This is a genomic window from Sphaerisporangium sp. NPDC004334 (assembly GCF_053602655.1).
The window spans coordinates 99,880-122,417 of the sequence record NZ_JBSGDZ010000024.1; the positions used below are offsets into that span (position 1 = coordinate 99,880).

19 protein-coding genes and 1 riboswitch are annotated in these 22,538 nt (G+C 71.8%); of the genes, 7 read left to right on the plus strand and 12 right to left on the minus strand.

The window, feature by feature from the left end; translation table 11 throughout:
* Positions 1 to 368: 368 nt before the first annotated feature.
* The 3 genes from ACWEN6_RS29095 to ACWEN6_RS29105 all read right to left on the minus strand — a co-directional run bounded on the left by ACWEN6_RS29095 (position 369) and on the right by ACWEN6_RS29105 (position 3,969).
* Entirely contained in the window at positions 369 to 896 is a 528-nt protein-coding gene (locus tag ACWEN6_RS29095; protein WP_452574646.1) for a helix-turn-helix transcriptional regulator, read from the minus strand.
* A gap of 272 nt (positions 897 to 1,168) precedes the next feature.
* A complete protein-coding gene (ilvD, locus tag ACWEN6_RS29100) occupies positions 1,169 to 3,010 on the minus strand; it encodes a dihydroxy-acid dehydratase (RefSeq protein WP_452574648.1) in 1,842 nt (613 codons plus the stop codon).
* Between the two features lie 194 nt (positions 3,011 to 3,204).
* Positions 3,205 to 3,969 carry a nuclease-related domain-containing protein gene (locus tag ACWEN6_RS29105; RefSeq protein WP_452574650.1) on the minus strand — a complete coding sequence of 255 codons (765 nt, stop codon included), beginning with the start codon at positions 3,967 to 3,969 and terminating at the stop codon, positions 3,205 to 3,207.
* A 205-nt stretch (positions 3,970 to 4,174) separates the two neighbouring features.
* Here ACWEN6_RS29105 and ACWEN6_RS29110 point away from each other — a divergent pair, with 205 nt between their 5' ends.
* A complete protein-coding gene (locus ACWEN6_RS29110; protein ID WP_452574652.1) occupies positions 4,175 to 5,593 on the plus strand; it encodes an amidase in 1,419 nt (472 codons plus the stop codon).
* Positions 5,594 to 5,603: 10 nt separating this feature from the next.
* On the opposite strand, the gene ACWEN6_RS29115 is transcribed toward ACWEN6_RS29110, so the two are convergent.
* The 4 genes from ACWEN6_RS29115 to pepN all read right to left on the minus strand — a co-directional run bounded on the left by ACWEN6_RS29115 (position 5,604) and on the right by pepN (position 11,896).
* Positions 5,604 to 6,623, minus strand: a complete 1,020-nt coding sequence (locus ACWEN6_RS29115; RefSeq protein WP_452574654.1) for a hypothetical protein — start codon at positions 6,621 to 6,623, stop codon at positions 5,604 to 5,606.
* A gap of 12 nt (positions 6,624 to 6,635) precedes the next feature.
* Positions 6,636 to 8,492, minus strand: a complete 1,857-nt coding sequence (locus ACWEN6_RS29120; protein WP_452574655.1) for a DUF2207 family protein — start codon at positions 8,490 to 8,492, stop codon at positions 6,636 to 6,638.
* 13 nt (positions 8,493 to 8,505) lie between these two features.
* Positions 8,506 to 9,057, minus strand: coding sequence for a LemA family protein (locus ACWEN6_RS29125; RefSeq protein WP_452574657.1), 552 nt, complete (start codon positions 9,055 to 9,057; stop codon positions 8,506 to 8,508).
* A gap of 271 nt (positions 9,058 to 9,328) precedes the next feature.
* Complete coding sequence (gene pepN / locus ACWEN6_RS29130; protein WP_452574660.1) at positions 9,329 to 11,896, minus strand: aminopeptidase N; 2,568 nt, start codon at positions 11,894 to 11,896, stop codon at positions 9,329 to 9,331.
* 219 nt (positions 11,897 to 12,115) lie between these two features.
* On the opposite strand from pepN, the gene ACWEN6_RS29135 reads away from it, so the two are divergent.
* From ACWEN6_RS29135 to ACWEN6_RS29145, 3 genes are all read left to right on the plus strand, one after another.
* Positions 12,116 to 12,763: a mycothiol-dependent nitroreductase Rv2466c family protein gene (locus ACWEN6_RS29135; protein WP_452574662.1), complete on the plus strand. Its 648-nt coding sequence runs from the start codon at positions 12,116 to 12,118 to the stop codon at positions 12,761 to 12,763.
* Between the two features lie 237 nt (positions 12,764 to 13,000).
* Complete coding sequence (locus ACWEN6_RS29140) at positions 13,001 to 14,407, plus strand: aldehyde dehydrogenase family protein (RefSeq protein WP_452574664.1); 1,407 nt, start codon at positions 13,001 to 13,003, stop codon at positions 14,405 to 14,407.
* A 17-nt stretch (positions 14,408 to 14,424) separates the two neighbouring features.
* Positions 14,425 to 14,910, plus strand: coding sequence for a hypothetical protein (locus ACWEN6_RS29145; RefSeq protein ID WP_452574666.1), 486 nt, complete (start codon positions 14,425 to 14,427; stop codon positions 14,908 to 14,910).
* A 53-nt stretch (positions 14,911 to 14,963) separates the two neighbouring features.
* Here the strand turns inward: ACWEN6_RS29145 and def are convergent, their stop codons facing one another.
* Positions 14,964 to 15,452 (minus strand): peptide deformylase, encoded by a 489-nt coding sequence (gene def / locus ACWEN6_RS29150; RefSeq protein ID WP_354850642.1) that lies wholly within the window; start codon positions 15,450 to 15,452, stop codon positions 14,964 to 14,966.
* Positions 15,453 to 15,584: 132 nt separating this feature from the next.
* Between def and ACWEN6_RS29155 the strand changes: the two genes are divergently transcribed.
* Positions 15,585 to 16,058 (plus strand): ribose-5-phosphate isomerase, encoded by a 474-nt coding sequence (locus ACWEN6_RS29155; RefSeq protein WP_452574668.1) that lies wholly within the window; start codon positions 15,585 to 15,587, stop codon positions 16,056 to 16,058.
* A gap of 12 nt (positions 16,059 to 16,070) precedes the next feature.
* Here ACWEN6_RS29155 and ACWEN6_RS29160 read toward each other — a convergent pair whose 3' ends face one another.
* Positions 16,071 to 16,280: a hypothetical protein gene (locus ACWEN6_RS29160; protein WP_452574670.1), complete on the minus strand. Its 210-nt coding sequence runs from the start codon at positions 16,278 to 16,280 to the stop codon at positions 16,071 to 16,073.
* Positions 16,281 to 16,468: 188 nt separating this feature from the next.
* Positions 16,469 to 17,722 (minus strand): GNAT family N-acetyltransferase, encoded by a 1,254-nt coding sequence (locus ACWEN6_RS29165; RefSeq protein ID WP_452574672.1) that lies wholly within the window; start codon positions 17,720 to 17,722, stop codon positions 16,469 to 16,471.
* A 119-nt stretch (positions 17,723 to 17,841) separates the two neighbouring features.
* On the opposite strand from ACWEN6_RS29165, the gene ACWEN6_RS29170 reads away from it, so the two are divergent.
* Positions 17,842 to 18,960 (plus strand): PP2C family protein-serine/threonine phosphatase, encoded by a 1,119-nt coding sequence (locus tag ACWEN6_RS29170; RefSeq protein WP_452574674.1) that lies wholly within the window; start codon positions 17,842 to 17,844, stop codon positions 18,958 to 18,960.
* Between the two features lie 18 nt (positions 18,961 to 18,978).
* Here ACWEN6_RS29170 and ACWEN6_RS29175 read toward each other — a convergent pair whose 3' ends face one another.
* Entirely contained in the window at positions 18,979 to 19,584 is a 606-nt protein-coding gene (locus ACWEN6_RS29175) for a response regulator transcription factor (protein WP_354850656.1), read from the minus strand.
* A 246-nt stretch (positions 19,585 to 19,830) separates the two neighbouring features.
* Between ACWEN6_RS29175 and ACWEN6_RS29180 the strand changes: the two genes are divergently transcribed.
* A complete protein-coding gene (locus tag ACWEN6_RS29180) occupies positions 19,831 to 21,138 on the plus strand; it encodes a M50 family metallopeptidase (protein WP_452574676.1) in 1,308 nt (435 codons plus the stop codon).
* A 155-nt stretch (positions 21,139 to 21,293) separates the two neighbouring features.
* On the opposite strand, the gene ACWEN6_RS29185 is transcribed toward ACWEN6_RS29180, so the two are convergent.
* Positions 21,294 to 22,235, minus strand: coding sequence for a coiled-coil domain-containing protein (locus ACWEN6_RS29185; RefSeq protein ID WP_354850663.1), 942 nt, complete (start codon positions 22,233 to 22,235; stop codon positions 21,294 to 21,296).
* 34 nt (positions 22,236 to 22,269) lie between these two features.
* A riboswitch (cyclic di-AMP (ydaO/yuaA leader) is annotated at positions 22,270 to 22,408 on the minus strand.
* Between the last annotated feature and the right edge of the window lie 130 nt (positions 22,409 to 22,538).

Here is a 22,538-nt window from a genome sequence, read left to right on the forward strand (position 1 = left end):
GCGCGCTTGACCGATCACGACGGCGATCGCGCTGTGGCCCGGCTGGGCCACAGCGCGCCTGGTGACCGGTTCGGCCAGTGCGCTGTGTGCGAACGTTCACCGGACCGGGCGCCGCAGGCGGCGCCGGCATCGCCGTCCCACGACGCGCCGACCCGGCGCCGATCACATCCAGCACATACCGGGGTGGAGAGCCGCCCCCGGTGAAGGACTGTGGTCGCCGTACCGGGGTGCGGCGCCAGCGGTTCCTCTTCTGAGTCGCCGATCCGACCGGCGCGGTTCGGCGAGCCCTTCACCGGCGCCGGGTCGGCGAGACGGGATGTGGCGAAGCCGGCGCCGCTGGGCAGTCGGCGAATGTCCGCAGTTGAACGCTAGGCCGGGCGGCGGCCTCTCAGGGGGGTGAGGGTGCCGCCGGGGCGTCGTTCGGGAGCTGTGCGGCGCTGGAACGGCAGGTAGCGCTCGGCGCGGTGCGGCCGGGACGGCACCAGCGTCGGCTCCACCGCGACGATGCGGTCGAAGCGGAACGCGCGGATGCCGCCCTTCGAGCGGCACCACCCCACCAGATACCAATGGTCGCGGTGGACCAGGCAGGTGACCGGCTCGACGTCACGGGAGGTCACCCGCCCGGCCGCGTCGCGGTAGTGGAGCCGCACCACCTGCCGGCCGGTGACCGCGCCCGCGATGGTGCGGGCGCGCCGGGCGACATCGGGGGGCAGCGGCGTGGTCAGCGTTTCGAGGGTCGTCGCGATGACGTCGTCGTCGAGGTCGAGCTTGTCGAACACGCGGCGCAGCCCGTGTCGGGCGGTCTGCGCCTGCGGACCCTCGCCGAGATGGGCGAGGGACAAGGCGAGAGCGGCGATTTCGGCGGTCGTCAGGAACGGCGTGGTGACGTTGGCCATAGGTCCACACTACGTCGCGACACCGACATTTTTCGAACACCAGATCTTGTCACGGGCATCCAGAGGGTGACTGTTGTTTACCCTACGGTGACGGCGGCCTTCCCTCCACGCCATCGACTCCGTGGGTCGACGCCGCCCTGCCCGCCGACGCGGCCGGCGCCGCGTCGTCGACCCGCGCCACCCCCCCCGCGCCCCGGCGGGGGCCGTTCACGACGGAGCCAGGCGAGCTCGCGGTCCGGCGCCGGGTGGTCTCGGCGCCGGACCGGGGGAGCTCAGTGCTGGGAGAGCTGGGACAGGTCGCGGGAGGCGCCGGTGGATGCGGAGGTGGTCAGCGCGGCGTACGCCTGCAGCGCGGCGCTCACCGGCCGCTCGCGGTCGCGCGGGCGGTAACGGCCGAGGTCGGCCAGCAGCCGCTCGCGCCGCGCGGCCAGCTCGGCCTCGGAGACCTTCAGTTCGATGCCGCGGCCCGGGATGTCGATCTCGATGAGGTCGCCGTCCTCCACCAGGGCGATGATGCCGCCCTCGGCCGCCTCGGGCGAGGCGTGTCCGATGGACAGGCCGGAGGTTCCCCCGGAGAAGCGGCCGTCGGTGATCAGCGCGCACGCCTTGCCGAGGCCCTTGCCCTTCAGGAAGCTCGTCGGGTAGAGCATCTCCTGCATGCCGGGGCCGCCCTTGGGACCCTCGTAGCGGATGACCACCACGTCGCCGGCCTTGACCTTGTTGCCGAGGATGCCCTCGGAGGCGTCCTCCTGCGACTCGAACACCACGGCCGGCCCGCTGAACCGCCAGATCGACTCGTCGACGCCGGCGGTCTTGACGATGGCACCCTCGGGAGCGAGGTTGCCGTACAGCACCGCCAGGCCGCCGTCACGGGTGTAGGCGTGCTCGAAGTCGCGGATGCAGCCCTCGGCGCGGTCGAGGTCGAGGGACTCCCACCGGGCCTCCTGGGAGTAGGCCTTGACGGTGCGCACGTTGCCGGGCGCGGCGTGCCAGAGCTCCACGGCCTCCTGCGACACCGTCGGGGACTTCGGGTCCCACGCGGAGAGGTAGTCGGTGAGGGTGGAGGCGTGGATGCTGTGGGTGTCGCGGTGGAGCAGCCCCGCGCGGTCGAGCTCGCCGAGGATCCCCGGGATGCCGCCGGCGCGGTGGACGTCCTCCACGTGGTACTTGGCGGTGGCGGGCGCGACCTTGCACAGGCAGGGCACCCGCAGCGACAGCTCGTTGATCTCCTTCAGCCCGAAGTCGACGCCTGCCTCACGGGCCGCCGCGAGCAGGTGGAGGATCGTGTTGGTGGAGCCGCCCATGGCGACGTCCAGCGCCATGGCGTTCTCGAAGGCGTCGCGGGTGGCGATGTTGCGCGGCAGCACCGACGCGTCGTCGCCCTCGTAGTAGCGCTTGGTGATCTCGACGACCTGGCGGCCGGCCTGCTCGAACAGCGCCTTGCGGGCCTTGTGCGTGGCCAGGGTGGTGCCGTTGCCCGGCAGGGCCAGGCCGATCGCCTCGGTGAGGCAGTTCATCGAGTTGGCGGTGAACATGCCGCTGCACGAGCCGCAGGTGGGGCAGGCGTTCTCCTCCATCTCCAGCAGCTCGGCGTCCGAGACGCTCTCGTCGGCCGCCGCGATCATCGGGTCGATGAGGTCGAGCTTGCGGCCCGGCGTCTTGCCGGCCTCCATCGGCCCGCCGGAGACGAAGACCGTCGGGATGTTCAGGCGGAAGGCCGCCAGCAGCATGCCCGGGGTGATCTTGTCGCAGTTGGAGACGCAGACCAGCGCGTCGGCGCAGTGGGCGTTGACCATGTACTCGACCGCGTCGGCGATGAGCTCGCGCGAGGGCAGGGAGTACAGCATGCCCCCGTGGCCCATCGCGATGCCGTCGTCCACGGCGATGGTGTTGAACTCGCGCGGGATCGCCCCGGCCTCGCGGATGCCGCCGGCCACGACCTCGGCCACCTCGCGCAGGTGGACATGGCCGGGGACGAACTGCGTGAAGCTGTTGGCCACGGCGATGATCGGCTTGCCGAAGTCCCCGCCGGCTACACCCGTGGCCCGGAGCAGGGCGCGCGCGCCCGCCATGTTCCTGCCATGAGTGACCGTGCGAGATCTGAGGGCCGGCATGACCGTTCTCCCATCCGACGACTGCTGAGTCTTCAAATGGTACGGCCATCGCCCGCCTGACGAGACCCGCCGTCCACAGCATGGACACCCGCGCGGCGGAGGAGGACATGACAAGGTCCTTCGGGATCCCCGGGGGCAGTGGTGGAACAGGGACGGGAATCCCGAAGGACCTTCTCGACGGGTCGGCTTCTCGGTTATTCGGGATAACGCGCCGGCAGCACCTGTTCGGCGACGGCGTAGATGTCCTCGACCTCTTCGCCGGTCAGCGAGCGCTCGCGGTTGGTGATCCACTTGCGGACGCGGGAGCCGTCGAAGACGTCCACCTCGCGGATGTTCAGGATCTTCCACGGGATCGCGGGCCCGTAGATGGCCAGGGACGGCACCACGGTGATCTCGCGGCCGAGGGCCTTGGTGATCAGCTCGCCGGCCTGGGAGGCCTCCCAGCGCGCCTCGTCGAGCCGGGGCTTCTGGTTGAACGGCCCGTGGAACAGCTTGCGGTGCGACTGCACCCGGACCGGGAGCCGCTTGTCCCACTTCTCGGAGTCGACGGCGTACACGCCGGTCGGCCCGACGACCAGGTGGTCGATCTGCGCGTCGCTGTTCGGGATGGCCCGGGCGTGCAGTGTGAGGTAGCCGTTGCGTTCGAGCTTCCTCAACTGGGCCTCGGTGCGCCGCTCGGCGGCCGACGCGCGGCGCCAGGGCGGGACCGAGGAGACCGTGCGGGCGCGGTACACCGTGTCGGCGATGGCGGCGACGATCGCCGCGACCAGGCCGAGCCGCCAACTCCACAGCGGGATGCCGACCAGCAGCCCGGCGCCGGCGGCGATCAGCGCGCGCACGCGCAGATGCCGGTATCTGGGCTGCTGGAGCAGACCGAGCAGCGACGCGCGACCGACCGGGGCGTAGGTCTCCTCCGGGGCGGCGGGCCGTGACCTCGGCTGCGCAGGGCGGTCACTCACCCAGATGGGTGACCCATTGTGACCGTCATCGGGTTCTAGACCGGAATCCACGTAACTCACGGTAGTTGACGCCCAAGGGTGTGCCTAGTGTTGGCTAGTTCACATTTTTGTGGCCCCGCGTTCCCGCATTGTAGGGCGGAAGGACGGGTATCTCTTTCTTTTCTCTCTAGATAAGTCGTGGTCACAGGCCCTACTGTGCCGTAGCGTGGCGCACATACATGATCTTACAGCCCTGGAGCAGGCGGCGGCCGTCCGAGCCCGGGAGCTGTCCCCCGTCGAGATCACCAAGCACTACATCGAGCGCGTCGAACGGCTCGACCCCCGCGTCGGCGCCTTCGTCACCCCGACCCCCGAGCGCGCGCTGGAGGAGGCCCGCCGGGCCGAGGCCCAGGTCATGGAGAGCACCGGCCTGCCGCCGCTGCTCGGCGTCCCCATCCCGGTCAAAGACCTGAACCTCGTCAAGGACGTGCCCATCCGCTTCGGCTCGGCCACCTACGAGGGCTTCGTCGCGCCCGTGGACGACAGCGTGGTCGAGCGGCTCCGCGCCGCCGGCACGATCATGCTCGGCAAGACCGCCACCCCGGAGTTCGGGCTGCCCTGCTACACCGAGACCGATGTCTCGCCCCCCTCCCGCACCCCGTGGGACCTGACGCGCTCGGCCGGCGGCTCCAGCGGGGGAGCGGCGGCGGCGGTCGCGGCCGGGCTCGCCCCTGCGGCGCAGGGCAGCGACGGGGCCGGCTCCATCCGCATCCCCGCGTCGGTGTGCGGCCTGTACGGCATCAAGCCCACGCGCGGGCGCATCTCGTTCGCGCCGGTGGTCCCCGACCTGGCCGGCCTGTCCACCAACGGGCCGATCGCCCGCACCGTGGCCGACGCCGCCGCGCTGCTGGAGGTGATGGCGCACAACCAGCCGGGCGACCTGTACCACGCGCCGCCCTCGCCCGTCGGCTTCCTCGAAGCGGCCGGCCGCGAGCCCGGGCGCCTGCGCATCGGCAGGAACGCCACCCCCGTCGTGCCGGGCGCCGAGGTGCACCCCGACGTCATGGCCGCCTACGAGGAGGCGTCGCGGCTGCTGGAGTCGCTCGGCCACGAGGTCGTCGACATGCCGCCGGCCTTCGACGGCTCCATCTTGGCCGAGTTCGAGCGGCTGTGGTTCTGCTTCGCCTGCATGCACCCCGTCGACCCGTCCTTGGAGCCCAGGCTGCGGCCCCTGACGCGGTGGCTGCGCGAACGGGGCTTCGCCACCCCCGCGCCGGCCTTCCTGCAGGCCCAGGCGACGTTGCAGACCGCGACGCGCTTCGCGTTCCTGGTCATGAACGACTACGACGCGATCCTCAGCCCGACGGTGACCCAGCCGCCCGTGCCGATCGGCTGGTTCGAGGACGTCGAGGACCCCGAGGAGACCTTCCACCGCATGGAGCGGTTCGCGCCGTTCGCCGCGCCGTACAACATCAGCGGCCAGCCGGCGGTCAACCTCCCCCTGCACTGGACCGGCGCGGGGCTGCCCATCGGGGTGATGCTGGCCGGCCGGTTCGGCGGCGAGGCCACCCTCATCTCGCTGTCGGCGCAGGTGGAGGCCGCGGTGGGCGGCTTCTGGGGAGACCGCCGCCCCGAGATCTGGTGAGGACGCGGGCTCACACGCCGGCGCCGCGCAACGCCGGCGCGCCGATGAGCGTGACCAGGTGGGCGGCCACGTCGGACAGGAGGGCCGAGGTGGCGATGGGCGCCGCCGCGACGGCCGAGAACAGGCTGGGAAGGCCGGGCAGTGGGAAGCCGTCCTCGCGGGTCGCCTCGTGGCCGATGTCGTTCTTGTCCAGATAGGACCGGCTACGCTCCCAGGCGTCCAGCACCTCCTCCGGGGACGGCACGCCGAACCCGTGGCCGACGGGCGCCGCGTGGCGCAGCCGGACCAGCGGGGTGTCGGCGAAGGTCAGAGCCACCTTGCAGCGCAGGCCCAGCCCCTCGCGAGCCGGCTCGGGAATCCAGTCCATCGCCGTGCAGGGCTTACGGCACTTGGCGACGCAGGCCGCCATGGCGCCCGAGAGCTGGCTGTGCTGCCGGTCGAAGTACGCCCGCCAGCCCTCGCCCGGCTCGTGGGCGACGCGCAGCGTGCGCTCGGCCGCGGACTTCTCGGGCTTGGTGTGGTCGCAGTCGCGGTCGCCGATCACGCCGAACCGGCTGCCCTCCGCCCGCAGGCCCTGCGGCCAGCGCGCGGGGTCGCCGGCGTGGCCGAGCACCGGCTCGAAGGCCAGCAGCGGCAGGTACTCGCTGGCGATGTGCAGCGCCGACATCACCGAGCTGAGCTCGCGCCGCTGCCAGCGCACCTGGATGACCTCCAGCAGCAGCCCGTACGCGGGCCGCAGCGAGGACAGCGCGCCGCGCGGCTGCTCGCGCGGGGTCTGCGGCATGTGGCACTCGCGCGCGCGGCGCCGCAGCGCGGCCGGAACGGCCTTGGCGTCGACCTCGGCGGCGAAGTCCTCCGCGTCCAGGGTGAGCAGGCGCTGGCCGAACTCGCACAACGCGGGGATGGCGCCGGGCTCCGGCATCACCAGCGGAGCGAGGGCTCCGAGGTCGCCGAAGGCGTACCGCCGGGCCAGCGCGGTGAGCAGGTCGAGCGGAGCGAGGGGGTAGGGGGGCACAAGTGGCTCGTCCACCCGGACACCCTCTCACGCCACCGGCGATCTTCCGTCCATGCGGGCGGCGGCCGCGCGGGCCAGCTCGACCAGCGCGTCGGGCGGCGGCGGGCCGGCGGGGGAGTGGACATGGATGGCGAAGGTGCCCTCGGCGGTGCGGGCGGCGACCACGCCGGGGTAGAGCATGGCCGCGCCGCCGATGCCGGAAACCTGGCGTCCTTCGACCCGGGTCAGCAGGTGCCCGAGCACCATCAGGTAGCCGCCGCGCGCGCCCGCCGCCGCGTGCACGTCCACGGTCACCGGCGTGCCGCCGGTCGCCCGGTAGCGGCAGGACCGCACGGCGAGCCAGGTCGGCGTGGGCAGTGCGTCCGGGTACGGCCCGGCCTCGCCCACCGCGACGCCGAGGACGCGCCGCAGATCGTCCGGGGTCACCAGACCCGCCGGCGCGAGCGGGTCCGCGGGGTGGTCGGGTCCGGGGGTGTCGTCCCTGGCGCGGAGAGGGACCTCGCCGAGGTTCTCCGGGGCGTGCAGGACGTGTTCGCCGGTGTCGTCGTAGGACGCCGCGCCGCGGTGCCGCGACCGCTCGACGATTTCGATCTCGCGGATCCAGCCCAGCCGCCGCCCGACCCGTGCCCTGACCCTGTCGCCCTCGGCCAGCGGGCGCCATAACTCCTCCTCGGCGCCGAGGGCCTTGACCTGACGCCGCCGGCCGTCGTCCAGCGCCACCCAGTAGGCGTACTTGGGATGCTCGTCTCCGCCCACCCGGAAGGCCCGCAGCCGGACGATCTGGCCCTCGACCTCGGTCCTGGTGGTCAGGTCGGCGATGGCGAAGGCGATCGGGACGCCCGCCGCCACCGCCGCGCCGAGGTAGGCGACCGGCATGACCAGCGCGTCCGGCCAGTCGGTCAGGGCCTTGGCGACGACGCCCAGCAGCCAGAGCCAGAACCCCGCGGCGAGCCCGGCGACCACCCCGCCGAACATCACCGGCCAGGGCGGGCGCCCCCACAGGATGCGGCGGGGGTAGCGCACGTCCACCACGTGCCACATGCCCCCGAAGTCCGACCAGGCCCGCCTGTCGTCGGCGGGGACGCTGATCGGCAGGCTGGTGACCGCGCGCCTGGCCAGCCCCAGGGCGGCGGCGTACGCCAGATGTCTCCCCCAGATCGTGACCGAGGCGGCGGGCCGGTCGGCGAAGCCGCCGCCGGACAGGTGGGCGCGCACGCCCAGCCAATGGCCGGCGACCCGGGCGCCCAGGGCCGTGCCGCGCTCGCCGTTGAACCTGTCCATCAGAGCGCTCAGCACGGCCAGCGCGATGAACCCCGCGCCGATGCCGCCTCCCTCATGGCCGTCGTCCGCGGTGGCGGCCACCGCGACGCCCACGGCGAGGGCTGGCACGGTCGCCGCGGCGGTGAGCAGGACGGCCTGCGCGCGGCTCCACCGCGGACGCGACAGGCCCTTCTCGCGGGCCTCGGCGATGACCTTCTTGCGGAAGCTCTTCCACCAGCGGCCCAGGTTCCTCGCGCCCTCGGCCAGCGCTCCGGTGGCCACCACGCCGTCGGTGGCGAGCGAGGCCACGTGGTCCAGCACCAGCTTCTCGTACGGCGCGAGCGGTGCTCGGGGCGTGCCGAGCCGCACCAGCGACAGCTCGGGGCCGATCTCCTCGATCTGCACCGCGCCCTTGGCGGCCAGGTCGAGCAGCGTGGCGGAGGCGGCCTCGTCGCACAGGCGCCAGTCGCCGGTGATCAGATCCACCAGGGCGGGGGACTCCTCGCCCAGCTCGCTGGTGAGCGGCCCCGGGGTGATGCCCGGATTGCGGGTGGCGAACGCCATCGCGGCGAGCAGGGCCAGCCACAGCGCGACGGCGGCGGCCGCGGCCCACACGAAGATCATCGGACCGGGGGCGTCAGAAACGGACCTGGACCGGGCCGCGCTCTTCGCCCGGCGCCTGGAAGTACTCGCGCGCCTGGAAGCCGGTCATGCCGGCCACGATGTTCGCCGGTACCGTCTGGATGCCGTTGTTGTAGGTCAGGACGGCGTCGTTGTAGTACTGCCGCGAGTAGGCGATGCGGTTCTCGCTGGTGGCCAGCTCGTCCTGGAGGGCGGCGAAGTTGTGGTCCGCTTTCAGGTCGGGGTAGGCCTCCGAGACCGCGAACAGGCTCTTCAGCGAGCCGGACAGCAGGTTCTCGGCGGAGGCCTGGTCGCGCGGGCCCTGGGCCGAGAGGGCCTGCCCGCGGGCTGCCACCACGGCCGACAAGGTGCCGCGCTCGTGCGCGGCGTACCCCTTCACGGTCTCCACCAGGTTCGGGACCAGGTCGTGGCGGCGCTTGAGCTGCACGTCGATCTGGGCCCAGGCGTTGTCCACCGCACCGCGCCTGCGCACCAGCCCGTTGTAGGTGGAGACCACCAGGAAGAGCGACACGAGGGCGAGGACGGCGACGACGGCGAGAGCGATCATGGGGGGCCTCCCGGCTTACGGTGACAGCGCGCACAGTAGACCGGCCGTGGCCCGCTGTGAACGGCCGCTGCCGTTTTCGCTGGCTCTCATGTCACCGCGGAACGCTTGCAGGAGGCTTACAGCCCGCTGGGAGGTTCGGCCGCGGAACGCGCGGCCGACCGGCCCGCCTGGCGTTCAACCGGACTTGGACACCAGGCGGGCCGGGCTCAAAGGAGGGTGCACCTCGGAGCGAGGGGGCCCGCCGGCGGGCGGGCCCCGGGGGAGGGGTGGATCAGGCGGCCGAGGAGTCCTTGGCGCGGGCGCGCAGGGCACGGCCGATGGAGTCGGCGCCCTCCATCAGCAGGCGGCGCAGCGCCGGCACCGGCTGGTCGGCGGAGATGTAGTCCTGCGTCCTCGCCACCGTCCCGGGGTCGATGAGCAGCGCCGGGTAGCACCCCATCGCGAACCGCTGGGCGCTGTCGGAGGGCCAGCTCTTGTAGATGCGGCCGACCTCCTGGAAGAACCGCTCGCCGTAGGGCTGGAGCAGCTCGACGTGGTCGGGGTCCATGAAGCCGACGATGGTCGAGCGCAGCGCCGCGCCGCTCAGCGCGCCACCGGTGATCTTGGACCAGGCCTCGGCCTTGCCCTCGGGGGTCGGGATGGCCGCCTGGCACATGGCCGCCGACTGCTCGCCCCGGGCCGACGGGTCGCGCCGCAGCTCCTCGGCGATGTCGCCGGCGGACAGCACGCCCCCCGACACCAGCGCGTGCGTCAGCGTCCAGCGCAGGTCGGCGTCCACGGTCAGGCCCTCGGGGACCGACGTGCCGTCGATGATGCCCTTGACGAAGGCGAGGTCCTCGGTGGTGGTGGCCCCGGCGGTGAAGGCGTTGACATAGGCGAGCTGGTGGTCGGAGCCGGGCTCGGCCGAGGCGATCAGCCGGCGCAGCGCCGCCGACAGCTCCGCCAGGCCGGTGGCCCGCCACGCCGGGTCGGCGTACTGCTGGGCGGCCAGGCGCGCCTGGCGCAGCACCGTCTGCAGGACCGTGATGTCGGCGATGGCGTGGACGTTGGAGGTGACCAGCCGGACGTAGTCGCGCGTGGCCATCTCGGCGTCGCGGGTCATGTCCCAGGCGGCCGACCAGCTCAGCGCCCGCGGCAGCGACTCGGCGAAGCCGGCGATGCCGCCGTCGACGAGCGTGCGCATGGAGCGCTCGTCCAGGCGGATCTTGGCGTAGGTCAGGTCGTCGTCGTTGACCAGGATCAGGTCGGGCTGAGCCTCGCCGGCCAGCTCGGGCACGGCCGTGCGAGCGCCCACGACGTCGAGCTCCACCCGCTTGACCCGCGTGAGCGAGCCGTTCACCCGGGAGTACAGGCCGATGGCGACGCGGTGCGAGCGCAGGGTCGGGTAGTCGGCCGGGGCCTCCTGGAGCACCTCGAAGTGCAGGAACCGGCCCTCGGGGTCCACGGTGAAGGACGGGCGCAGCGTGTTGACCCAGGCGGTCTCCAGCCACTCCTTGGACCAGGAGGACAGGTCGCGGCCGGAGGTGCGCTCGAGCGCCGACAGCAGGTCTTTCAGCTCGGTGTTGCCCCAGGCGTGCTCGTCGAAGTAGTCGCGCACGCCGGCGAGGAAGTTGTCGAGCCCGACGTAGGCCACCAGCTGCTTGAGCACCGAGGCGCCCTTGGCGTAGGTGATGCCGTCGAAGTTGACCTCCACGGCCTGCATGTCGGGAATGTCGGCGGCGATCGGGTGGGTGGAGGGCAGCTGGTCTTGGCGGTAGGCCCAGGACTTCTCCACGTTGGCGAAGGTCGTCCAGGCGCCCTGACCCCAGCGGGTGGCCTCGGCCTGGCACAGCACCGACATGTAGGTGGCAAAGGACTCGTTCAGCCACAGGTCGTCCCACCAGCGCATGGTGACCAGGTCGCCGAACCACATGTGCGCCATCTCGTGCAGGATCGTCTCGGCGCGGCGCTCCACCATGGCGTCGGTGACGCGGGAGCGGAAGATGTAGTCCTCCAGGAAGGTCACCGCGCCGGCGTTCTCCATGGCCCCGGCGTTGAACTCGGGGACGAACACCTGGTCGTACTTGCCGAACGGGTAGCGCAGGCCGAACACGCGGTGGAAGAAGTCGAAGCCCTGCTTGGTGACCTCGAAGATGTTGCCGGCGTCCAGGTGCTCGGCCAGGGAGGCCCGGCAGAAGACGCCGAGCGGGATGCCGTCGTGCTCGTCGCGGACCACGGCGTAGGGGCCGGCGACCAGGGCGGTGATGTAGGTCGACATCACCGGGGTGGGCGGGAAGTGCCAGCGCTTGGCGCGCTGGAGCGTGCCGTGGCGGCCCTGGTGCTCCTCGAGCTCCTCGACGGAGTCGGGGGCGGCGTTGGAGATGACCTCCCAGTCGGAGGGCGCCAGCACCCCGAGCTCGAAGGCGGCCTTCAGGTCGGGCTGGTCGAAACAGGCGTACATGCGGTGGGCGTCGGCCGTCTCGAACTGCGAGTGCAGGTAGACCTTCTGGTCGAGCGGGTCGACGAAGCGGGTGAGGCCCTCGCCGGTGCGCATGTAGCTGCAGTCGGCGTCGACGAGCAGCTCGTTGTCGGCGGCCAGGCCAGGCAGCGGCAGGCGGCCGGTCTCGGCGTCGTAGGTCGTCACGTCGAGCTCGGCGCCGTTCAGGACGGCTTTGCGGATCTTCGCCTCGGCCAGTTCGATGAAGGTCGTCGCGCCCGGTTCGGCGCAGGAGAATCGGACCGTGGTGACGCTCTCGAAGCGCTCTTCGCCCTCGGTGAGGTCGAGTTCGACCGAGTAGGACCGCACCTTGAGCAGACGAGCCCGCACCCGGGCTTCGTCACGGGTCAGATTGCCTGCCACATCCGCTCCTCATCGCCGATCTCCTCTGCCCCTTCGCGAGAGGAATGCATGAATCCTGCCACGTCGGGCGCCATGATGCCGCACCGGTGCAGGGACATCAGGGGGCGCGGGTGAAATGATTTCCCACCGAGATACCAGGAATTGGGAATAGCGCGCGCGTGGCCGGGGCTGGCAGATGTATCGGGACATCCGCCACGAGCAGGAGCAGGGAAGCTGGCCATGACTGAACGAACCCCGGTGGACTTCTGGTTCGACCCCCTTTGCCCATGGGCCTGGATGAGCTCGCGCTGGGTGCTGGAGGTGGAGAAGGTACGACCCGTCGAGCCGCGATGGCACATCATGAGCCTGTTCGTGCTCAACGAGGACAAGGACATCCCCGAGCAGTACCGCGAGTTTCTCCGTGACGCCATGGCCCCGGTCCGGGTCGTGCAGGCCGCCGCCGAGAAGTACGGCGAGCACGTCATCGGCGACCTCTACACCCAGATCGGCGTCCGCATCCACAACCAGCGCCGCCTCAAGCCCGCCGAGGGCGAGGAGGGTTTCGACGCCGTCGCCGCCCTGCGCGCGCTGCTCGCCGACGCCTTGGAGGCGGCCGGCCTGGACCGCGAGCTCGTCGCCGCCGCCGACTCCACCGACTTCGACGACGCCGTGCGCCGGTCGCACGCGCACGGCATCGACCTTGTCGGGCAGGAGGTCGGCACCCCCGTCATCTCCGTCGAAGGCGTCGCCTTCTTCGGCCCGGTGATCTCCCCGGCCCCCAAGGGCGAGGCGGCCGCCAGGCTGTGGGACGGCGTGCGGCTCGTCGCCGGCACCGACGGGTTCTTCGAACTGAAGCGCTCGCGCACCCGGGAGCCGATCTTCGACTGACCGGTCGGGCCGCGGCCCGTCCGTGACCGGATGCGTGCGGAGGGTTGCGCCCTGCGGGAAAGCCATGGTCAACTCGATCCGTTCTCCTTCCCTGACCGTTATGTGAGATGACAGGCGGCAGATGGTGGCGACGGCGTGGCACCGTGGTCTCGGCAGTCGCGCCCGCCGGGCGGCGCAGGCGCGCCGCCCGGCGGGGTGACCGTCCGCCGCGACGACCGCGCGCGAGAATCGAGGGGCATGCGTCAGCTTTACGTGCAAGGAGCCTGGGTATCCTCCTCGTCCGGTGAGGGCATCGACGTCGTCGATCCGTCGACCGAGCAGGTCATCGACCGGGTGCCCGCGGGCTCGCCGGGTGACGTCGACCGGGCCGTGTCCGCCGCCCGCGCCGCGTTCCCGGCGTGGTCGGGCACCGCCGCCGCCGACCGGGGCAAGATCCTCAAAGCGGCGGCCGACCTCCTCAAGGAACGCGCGGAGCAGATGGCGCGCACCATCGCCACAGACATGGGTTCCCCGTACGCCTTCGCGCTCAAGGTGCAGACCTTGATGCCCGCCGCGGTGCTCGCCGACCACGCCCGTCTGGCCGAGGAGCGGTGCGACCGGGAGACCCGTGTCGGCGACTCGCTGGTGCTGCGCGAACCGGTCGGCGTCGTCGGCGCGATCACCCCGTGGAACTACCCCCTGCACCAAGTGGTGTGCAAGGTCGCCCCGGCCCTCGCCGCCGGGTGCACGGTGGTGCTCAAGCCGAGCGAGGTCGCCCCGCTCGCCGCCTACGCCTTCGCCGAGATCCTGCACGACGCCGGGCTGCCCCCCGGGGTGTTCAACATGGTCAGCGGCCCGGGGCCGGTCGTGGGCGAGGCCATCGCCTCCCACCCCGGCGTCGACATGGTGTCCTTCACCGGCTCCACAGGGGCGGGCAGGCGCGTCGCGGCCCTGGCCTCCCACACCGTCAAGCGCGTCGCGCTGGAGCTCGGCGGCAAGTCGGCCAATCTCATCCTCCCGGACGCCGACCTGGCGACCGCGGTGAAGCTCGGCGTGGCGGGGGCGTTCGTCAACTCCGGCCAGACCTGCTCGGCCCTCACCCGCATGCTCGTGCACCGTGACCGGTACGACGAGGCCGCCGGTCAGGCCGCGGCCCTCGCCGGCACCTACACCCTCGGCGGCCCGTTCGAGGAGGGCACCCGCCTCGGCCCCCTGGTGTCGGCCGCCCAGCGCGACCGCGTGGTCCACTACCTCAACCGAGGGCAGGAGGAGGGCGCCCGGCTGGTCGCCGGCGGCGGCGACCGGCCGCTCGAACGCGGCTATTACGTCGAGCCGACCGTTTTCGCCGGTGTCGCGCCGGGCATGGTCATCGAGCAGGAGGAGATCTTCGGCCCGGTGCTGTCGCTCATCCCTTACACCTCCGTCGACGAGGCCGTGGACATCGCCAACGGCACCCCCTACGGACTTTCCGGCGCGGTGTGGGGCGGCACGCAGGAGGAGGCGGTGGCCGTGGCGCGCAGGCTGCGCACCGGCCAGGTGGCGATCAACGGCGGCCGGTTCAACACCTCGGCCCCGTTCGGCGGCTACAAGCAGTCGGGTGTCGGACGTGAGCTCGGGGAGTTCGGCCTTGAGGAGTACCTCGAGGTCAAGTCCCTGCAACTGTAGTGAGGAGGGCGGTCGCGGTGAAGCCGTCGGTCCGTACGGCGCGACGCGTCAGCGCGTTCGAGATGGCGCTGGCGCTCGGCGGGCTGCTGCTCATGCTGCTGGCCGTCCAGAACGCCGGGCCTGCCATCGCGGCCCTGCGCGGCGACGGGATCCCCGGCACCTTCACCGCCCGCCGGCTCGACTGCATCCAGCATCCCGGCCACGAGCAGTGCTCGTGGACCGGCACGTTCCGCTCGCGCGACGGCAGGGACGTGCGGCAGGACATCGGGTTCTACGGCAGCGAGCGCGGCACCTTCACCGCCGGCGCCACCTCCCCGGCCTTCGACACCGGGCGGCGCGGCCACGTGTACGGCCCCGGCGGCTCCAACGAGTGGGTCGTCGTCGCCGCGCTGCTCCTGGCCGGCCTGGGCCTGGTCGCCCGGCCCCTGCTGTGGCTGGTCGCCCGCCTGCGGACGCCCCGCCGCGCGGCGCCCGTGCCCGTGGGGCACGACGACCGCCCATGACGCCGGGCGGCCCCAGGGCCGCCTGACGACGCGCTCTGTGACCCGGAGACGCGTCAGGGGGTGCGCAGCAGGATGTCGCGGGCGGCGTTCTTGGGCAGGCGGTCGACGTAGATGACCCCTTCGAGGTGGTCGTACTCGTGCTGGAAGCAACGGGCCAGCAGCCCTCGCGCCTTCAGGCGCACCGGCCGGCCGAGCCGGTCGAACCCGCGCACGCTCACCCCCGCCGCGCGCGGCGTGCGGGCGTACAGCGGCTTGCCGGTGTCGCGGCCGGGCACCGACAGGCAGCCCTCCTCGTCGAGGACCTCCTCGGCGTCGTCGATGGTGAGCTCGGGGTTGACGACGTGCCCCTTGCGCCCGCTGGCGTCGTAGACGAACAGCCGCTTGGACACCCCGATCTGCGGGGCGGCCAGGCCGACGCCGTCGGCGGCGTACATCGTCTCCATCATCTCGTCGATCAGCCGCCGAAGATCGCGGTCGAAAGACGTGACCGGCTCGCCGGGGGTGCGCAGGACGGGGTCCCCGATCACGCGGATCTCACGCATGAAACTCTCCTGTAAGGGGTCATGTGGCCAAGCGCCTATTACTCTAACGGAATCCGCGCCGGTGGGGGCCGGTGATCCGCCTACGGCGCGGCCCGATGGACCCGAGGGAAGCCGGGCTGCGACAATGGGCGCGTGCGCGTCTACATCGCCGCCGATCACGCCGGCTACGAACTCAAGAACCACCTCGTCTCCTGGCTGAAGGAGCACGGCCACGACGTCGTCGACGACGGCCCGTTCGTGTACGACGCCGAGGACGACTATCCGGCGTTCATCCTGCGCGCCGCCGAGGGCGTGGTGAACGACCCCGGGTCCCTCGGCATCGTGATCGGCGGGTCGGGCAACGGCGAGCAGATCGCGGCGAACAAGGTGCGCGGCGTCCGAGCGGCGCTGGCCTGGAGCGAGGAGACCGCCTCGCTGTCGCGGCAGCACAACGACGCCAACGTCATCAGCCTGGGCGCCCGCATGCACTCCCTGGAGGAGGCCACGCGCTTCGTCGAGGTGTTCCTGAGCACGCCGTTCTCCGGTGAGCAGCGCCACCAGCGCCGCATCGACCAGATCTCGGCCTACGAGACCGGCGGCGGCATCCCGCCCCTGCCGGGCCGCTGAGCCGCTGAGCCGCTAGGCGTCCTTGCGGCGGCGTGGGTCGGGCTTGCGCGGCGGCTCGGGCTTGCGAGCGGGCTCGCTCTTGCGCGGGGCGTCGGCCTTGCGGGCCATCTCGTCGCGCAGCGGCCGCCGGTCGGCGGCCTCCTGCTGGTCGGACGAAGGACGCGAGACGTCGCGCGCCCGCATCGCCGTGATCGCGGTGATCTGCAAGCTCTGCAGTGCCATGGGCAAAGCCTAGAACAGCGCCGCCGGAAAGCCAGGGGCTCTGTCGCCCTCCTCGCCATCGCGGCGGGCGCGCTCGCCCGGCCTGCGGCTCGTCGGGCGTCGGCCTTCGCACCCGTCTTCACGGCCTGGCCCGGCCGTCCGGCCTGTCACCTCGGCCCGGGCATCTCGCCTGGGCCGGCCGGCGGGTGTCAGAAGATCATGCCGCCCCACGGCGCGACGTCCCAGGTCATCGCGGCCGACAGGGCGCGCAGCGCGCCCGGGCGGGTCTCGCGGACGACGCCCGCGGCCTGGTAGGCGCCGAGCGTCCGCCCGCCCAGGTAGGCCGCGCCGAGGACGCTCACCGGCAGCTCCACGTCGGCGGGGTCGGTGGTGCGGGCGCAGACGGCCCCGCCGGCGCCGGCCGACAGCCGCCAGCGCCCGGCGTTCCACGGGCACACGGTGTCCTGGACGTCCAGGACGACGTCCACGGGCGCGGCGTACGCGCGGGCGGCGAGCGCCCTGTCGACATCCACCACCCGCACCCACATCTCGTCGACGAACCCGGCGTTGAGCAGGCGGGGCTCGGCGAGCAGGTGCATGATCGGGTCGTCGACCGGGCGGATGGGGGCGCGCACCCGCGAGCACAGGTCGCGGTCGAGGACGTGGCGCCACAGCAGGGCGTAGGCCGCGGGGTCCAGGCCGAACAGGTCGATCACCCGCAGCTCGCCGTCGGGCACGTCGTTCTCGGTGACCCCCGGCTTGACCCGGAACAGGGCGTACCCCCGCGGCCCCGCGTCGTCCTCGGCGATCACGCAGCGCAGCGCGCTGCCCCCGCGACGGTGGTCGGGGTCGTCGGCCATCAGGATGTTCCACTTGGCGTCGTTGCGGGAGTACAGGCCGGGACGGGTCGGCAGCACGGTGTCGAACACCTTCTGCAGGTCCGCCCGCGCCTCGGCCGCGGGCCTGACGACGCGCAACCGCAGTGAGGGGTCGACCGGCGCGTGCGCGGCGAACGGGGAGCGCGCGGGGATGGTGAGGAACAGGTTGTCGGTGGCCCTGCCGTACCCGAACCGCTGGTAGATGGCGGCCTCGGTGGCGTACAGCGCCGCGACCGGCTCACCGCTTTCGTGCAGCCCCTCGAGCTGCCGCCGCATCAGCGAGGTGAGCACGCCCCGGCGCCGGTGGGAGGGGAGCACGGCGACGGCGGTCACGCCGCAGACCGGCTTTGGGCCGCCGGGGACGGTCATCGTGAAGGTCAGCCCGGCGACCACCCCGGCCAGCAGGTCGCCGTCGAAGGCCCCGAGCGACCGGTCGAACTCCAGCAGCGACTTGAACGCATCGGCGCGGGCGGGGGAGTTGTCGTCGGAGAACGCCTCTTCGTCCACGTCGAGCCATGCCCGCCATTCCGACTCGTCGATGGGACGGATGACCATGCCCGGCCGCGTGCTTTGTTCGCTGTTCACCTGGCCAACGTTATGACCGGGCAAACCGGATCGGCCACCTAATATCCCCGTTTAATGATCAAGGTCTTGGTCAAGTCGGCTGCCCAAACGGCAGATGGGCAGATAGAGTCGAGCGCATCATGACTTCCCGTCCGGCGCCGCTGATCCCCCCGCGGCTCCGCGCGATCTTGGTTCGCATCCCGTTCCTGGTGCGGATCGTGCGGTTCCTGCGGAGGGGGCCATTGGCGCGTGACCGGAACCTGCTCATCACGCTGAGCGTCGCCACGCTGGCGCTCGGCGCTCTCGCCGCGCGCGTCTCCACCGAGTGGTTCTCACCGAGCCTGTTCATCCTGGTCACCCTCGTCGGGGGCCTGCAGCTCCGCATGCGCAGCCTGGCCGCCCTGGTGGGCGCCGTCGCCGTGGCGCTGGGCTACATCGCGGCCACGCTCGGCGTGCGCTCCGTCGGCGCGGGGCTGCTGGTGACCATCGGGTTCACGACGGTGCTCGCCTTCCTCATGGCCCGCACGCGCGGCAAGCTGGGCGTCCAGGGGCTGCGCGGGGACGCGATGCTGCTCGAACTGCGCGACCGCCTCAAGCGGCAGGGCGAGCTGCCGCCGCTCAACCGCAAAGAGTGGGGCTCGCGGGTCGTGCTCAAGCAGGCGGGCGGCTCCTCCTTCGGCGGCGACTTCCTGGTCTCCATGCGCCACGGGAACGTTCTCGAGGTCGCCCTGGTCGACGTGTCGGGCAAGGGCGTGGACGCTGGCACCCGCGCGCTGATGCTCTCGGGCACCTTCGGCGGGCTGCTGGGGTCGGTCGAGTCCTTCCTGCCCGCCTGCAACGCCTACCTGCACCGCCAGCCCGAGGGCGAGGGCTTCGTCACCGCCGTCCACCTCCGGCTCGACCTGTCCACGGGGGCGTACCAGATCACCTCCGCCGGGCATCCGCCGGTGGTCAAGTTCGACGCGGGCACGGGCACCTGGCAGGTGTCGGCCGCCAAGGGCGTCGTGCTGGGCGTCGTCCCCGACCTGCACTGCGAGCCCGACAGCGGCGTGCTGCGCAAGGGCGACGCGCTGATGCTCTACACCGACGGCCTGATCGAGCAGCCCGGGCGCGACATCGACTCCGGGCTTGATCGGCTGCTCGGCGAGGCCGAGCGGCTGGTGCCCTCGGGCTTCCACGACGGCGCCCGCCCCCTGGTCAACTCCATGTCGGCCGGGCACAACGACGACTGCGCGCTCATCCTCATCTGGCGGCCGTAGCGTCCGCGCCCAACGCGATCAGAGCCAGCCGGTCTCGGCGGCGATGCGCACCGCGTCGGCGCGGTTGCGGGCTCCGGTCTTGCAGATGATGCGCGACAGGTGATTTCGGACCGTTCCCACAGATAGATAGAGCTTGGCGGCGATCTCCTTGGAGGAGGCGCCCTGGGCGGCGATGCGCAGGACGTCCTGCTCGCGGGGGGTGAGAGGGTTGTCGGCCGAGGTGAGCGCCGCGATGGCGAGGTCGGAGTCGACGGCCTTGCGCCCGGAGGCGACGCGGCGGATGCCGTCGGCCAGATGCTCGGGCGCCACGTTCGTGCTCAGGAAGCCGAGCGCGTGGGCGGCGAAGGCCCGGCGCACCTGCCCGGGGTTCGGCCGCGCCGACAGCAGCAGCACCTTGCAGCGCGGCGCCTTCTGGTGCAGGCGCGCGGCGGCGGTGAGCCCGTCGACGTCGGGGAGGTCGACGTCGACCACCGCCACGTCCGGGGTGAGTTCCATGGCTGCCGGCACGATGTATTCGCCGGAGGCGACGTCGGCGATCACCATGAGATCCTTCTCGCCGTTCAGCGAGGCGACAAGGCCCCGGCGGACGAGAGGTAGGTGTTCGGCAACCAGGATGCGTATCAAGGTGCTCCCTTGGTCCTTGGGAACAGAACCGGCAAATTATGCTACGCCGACTCATATCCCACGGTGTCTACATGATTGCGTACCGTCAATGCAGTCTCCCGATTCGCTCCACCGCGCGCAAGTCACTCCTACGCTTGGTCGTTGAGTGTTGTTTTCCGGCGGCGGCCGAAGCCCTCGCGCGTTCGGTTACGCTCGGAACGGGCAATCCAAACAGAAGGCATCTTCTCCGACGTGGGGGTAGCACCTATGAGCTGGCTCGCAGTGGCCGGGTTTCTCATCTTCTTCGTCGGGTTGGCCGTGTCCATTGCCCTGCACGAGTTGGGCCATCTGGTGCCCGCGAAGTTCTTCGGCGTCAAGGTCACGCAGTACATGGTCGGTTTCGGGCCCACGATGTGGTCGCGCCGCCGCGGTGATACCGAATACGGCCTGAAGTGGATTCCGCTGGGCGGCTACATCCGCATGATCGGGGCACTTCCCCCTCGGCCCAACGATGATCCGAACAAGCTTCGCAACATCTCCACCGGGCCGTGGCAGGCGCTCATCGAGAGCGCCAGGCAGGCGGCGCTGGAGGAGGTCAGGCCCGGCGACGCCGACCGCGTCCTGTACCGCAAGCCCTGGTGGCAGAAGGTCATCATCTTCATCGGCGGTCCCGCGATGAACTTCGTGCTGGCCTTCGTGCTGTTCGCCATCGTGCTGATGGGCTTCGGCATCTCGGTGCCCACGCCCGTGGTCGCCGAGGTCTCCAAGTGCGTCGTCACCGTGGCCGAGCAGGCGAAGGGCCAGCAGTGCACCCCGGCCCACCGGTCCACGCCCGCGGCGCTCGCCGGGCTCAGGGCCAAGGACAAGATCGTCTCGTTCGGCGGCAGGCCGGTGAACTCCTGGGACGACGCCAGCACGCTGATCCGCACCCACGGCCCCGGCCCGGTCGCCATCGGCATCGAGCGCGACGGCAAGCCGATGACGCTGAACGCCACGCTCATCGCGCAAGATCGCCCCTCGCTCGACGACCCGGACAAGCTGGACAAGAACGTCGGCTTTCTCGGAGTCAGCCCCACCCTCGTCGTGGAGAAGCAGGGGCTCGGGTACGTCGTCGGCGCCATGGCGGACCTGGTGAGGCGCACCGGCTCGGCACTGCTGCAACTGCCGCAGAAGCTCGTCGGGGTCTGGCAGGCGGCCTTCGGCGGCGCCGAGCGTGACCTCAACAGCCCGCAGAGCGTCGTCGGCGCCGGGCGCCTGGGCGGCGCGATCGCCGCGGCGGCCATCCCGCTGGAGAACAAGATCGCCGGCTTCATCCAGCTCCTGGCCGGGTTCAACCTCGCGATCGGCATGTTCAACCTGATCCCGCTGATGCCACTGGACGGCGGCCAGATCGCCGGCGGCCTGTGGGAGGGCATCAAGCGCGGTTACGCCCGGGTGCGCCGCCGCCCGATGCCGGGGCACGTGGACATCGCCAAGGCGCTGCCGCTGACGTACACGGTCGCGATCTTCCTGATCGCCATGAGCAGCCTGCTCATCTACGCCGACATCGTCAACCCCATCCGCCTGCCGGGCTGATCGGCCCCACCGGCGCCGGGCCGCGCGGCAGGCGCCCCGGAGCCACGTCGCGGTGCCACGCCCGCCGCACGGTCACCGGGCGGCGGGTCACCGTAATACATCCTCCGGGCGAGCGTCCGGATGGAACTTTCACCGGCGGCAAGACGGCCGGACGGCTAGTACATCGAGATGTGCACGTGGTCGAAGTGGTTGGCGGTGATCCCGCCGCGGTTGGCCATCGACCGCCAGCCGGGAAAGCCCAGGTTGTAGATCCGCTGCCGGTAGATCACGTACTTCACGCCGAGCTTGCCGCCGTTCTTGATGGCCCAGGCGGCGATCTGCTCGCCCATCGCGACGCCGGCGGGCGAGGGCATCGCCCCGCCGGAGCTGAGCATGAAGTCGCACGCCCGGCCCAGCGGGTGCTCGCCGCTGTTCTCGGGGCGGTAGCAGCCGACGGGGAACCGCAGCGGGAAGTGGTCCTTGACCTCGGCGCGCATCAGCCGCATCCGCGGGGTGATGTTCTCGCTCCCGGCCGGCAGCTCGGGCGCCCAGCTCCCGTTGGCTTGCTTGCCCGGGGCGGTGGGCACGAGCCGGTCCAGCTTGTCCTTGATCTGGCCGATCAGCTTCTCGGCGTCCCTGCGCTGGGCGGTCACCTCGACGACGTCGTCGCGCAGGCCGTCGGTCAGCGCGGCCGCGTCGTCGGCCGCCTTCTTGCGGGCGTCACGGGCCGTGGCATATCGGCCGATCTCGGCGGACTGCTCGGCCTGCAGCTGTTGCAGCATCGCGGCGCCGCCGAAACCGGGCGACATGAGCTCGCGCATCATGCCGAGGCCGCTGCCCGCCTGGTAGCTGAGCTGGGCGATGTCGCCCACCTGGCCCTCGGAGGCGGTGAGCTCGGTCTCCGCGGCCTTCAGCCGCTCGCGGGCCTTCTTCTCCGCGTCCTTGGCCTTGGCGACCGCGACGCGCTTGGCGTTGTACTGGGCGATCAGCTTGTCGACCTGCTTGCCAAGGGCGGCGAGCTGTGCCTTGAGCTGTTTCTCGGTGGGTTTGGGGGCGGCGGCGCCGGCCGTGGACGGGCCGAGCACCAGGGCGGCCACCATCAGAGCGCAGGCGGCCACGGAACCGTGGCGGCCGGAAGACAGGGGCAGAGCCCGCTCCTCTCCATCTGCCGACCGGGTTAGCTGACGGGTTCGGGCCGGAGACGCCCTACCACACGCGTGGATTCACCCCAGAGGAACCGATGGGTCCCCGGCTCCCAGGCGGGGCACCTGGGATTAGGCGGACCGGCCGTTACGGCCGGTGTCTGATGGATGGTAGTGGTAGATCCGTATTTATGGCGACCCCGGATGTGACGTCCCCCGACGTGACGTGCGCGTGGTCACCGCCGCCGCGCCCGCGGCGGGCCGTCCAGGGCGGGCGCG

Bases quoted from the DNA above. Each gene is read 5' to 3' on its own strand.
- ACWEN6_RS29095 (WP_452574646.1), bottom strand. From the start codon at position 896: ATGGCCAACGTCACCACGCCGTTCCTGACGACCGCCGAAATCGCCGCT.
- def (WP_354850642.1), bottom strand. From the start codon at position 15,452: ATGCGTGAGATCCGCGTGATCGGGGACCCCGTCCTGCGCACCCCCGGC.
- ACWEN6_RS29160 (WP_452574670.1), bottom strand. From the start codon at position 16,280: ATGGCACTGCAGAGCTTGCAGATCACCGCGATCACGGCGATGCGGGCG.
- ACWEN6_RS29135 (WP_452574662.1), top strand. From the start codon at position 12,116: ATGACTGAACGAACCCCGGTGGACTTCTGGTTCGACCCCCTTTGCCCA.
- ACWEN6_RS29120 (WP_452574655.1), bottom strand. From the start codon at position 8,492: ATGATCTTCGTGTGGGCCGCGGCCGCCGCCGTCGCGCTGTGGCTGGCC.
- ilvD (WP_452574648.1), bottom strand. From the start codon at position 3,010: ATGCCGGCCCTCAGATCTCGCACGGTCACTCATGGCAGGAACATGGCG.
- ACWEN6_RS29125 (WP_452574657.1), bottom strand. From the start codon at position 9,057: ATGATCGCTCTCGCCGTCGTCGCCGTCCTCGCCCTCGTGTCGCTCTTC.
- ACWEN6_RS29180 (WP_452574676.1), top strand. From the start codon at position 19,831: ATGAGCTGGCTCGCAGTGGCCGGGTTTCTCATCTTCTTCGTCGGGTTG.
- ACWEN6_RS29140 (WP_452574664.1), top strand. From the start codon at position 13,001: ATGCGTCAGCTTTACGTGCAAGGAGCCTGGGTATCCTCCTCGTCCGGT.
- ACWEN6_RS29170 (WP_452574674.1), top strand. From the start codon at position 17,842: ATGACTTCCCGTCCGGCGCCGCTGATCCCCCCGCGGCTCCGCGCGATC.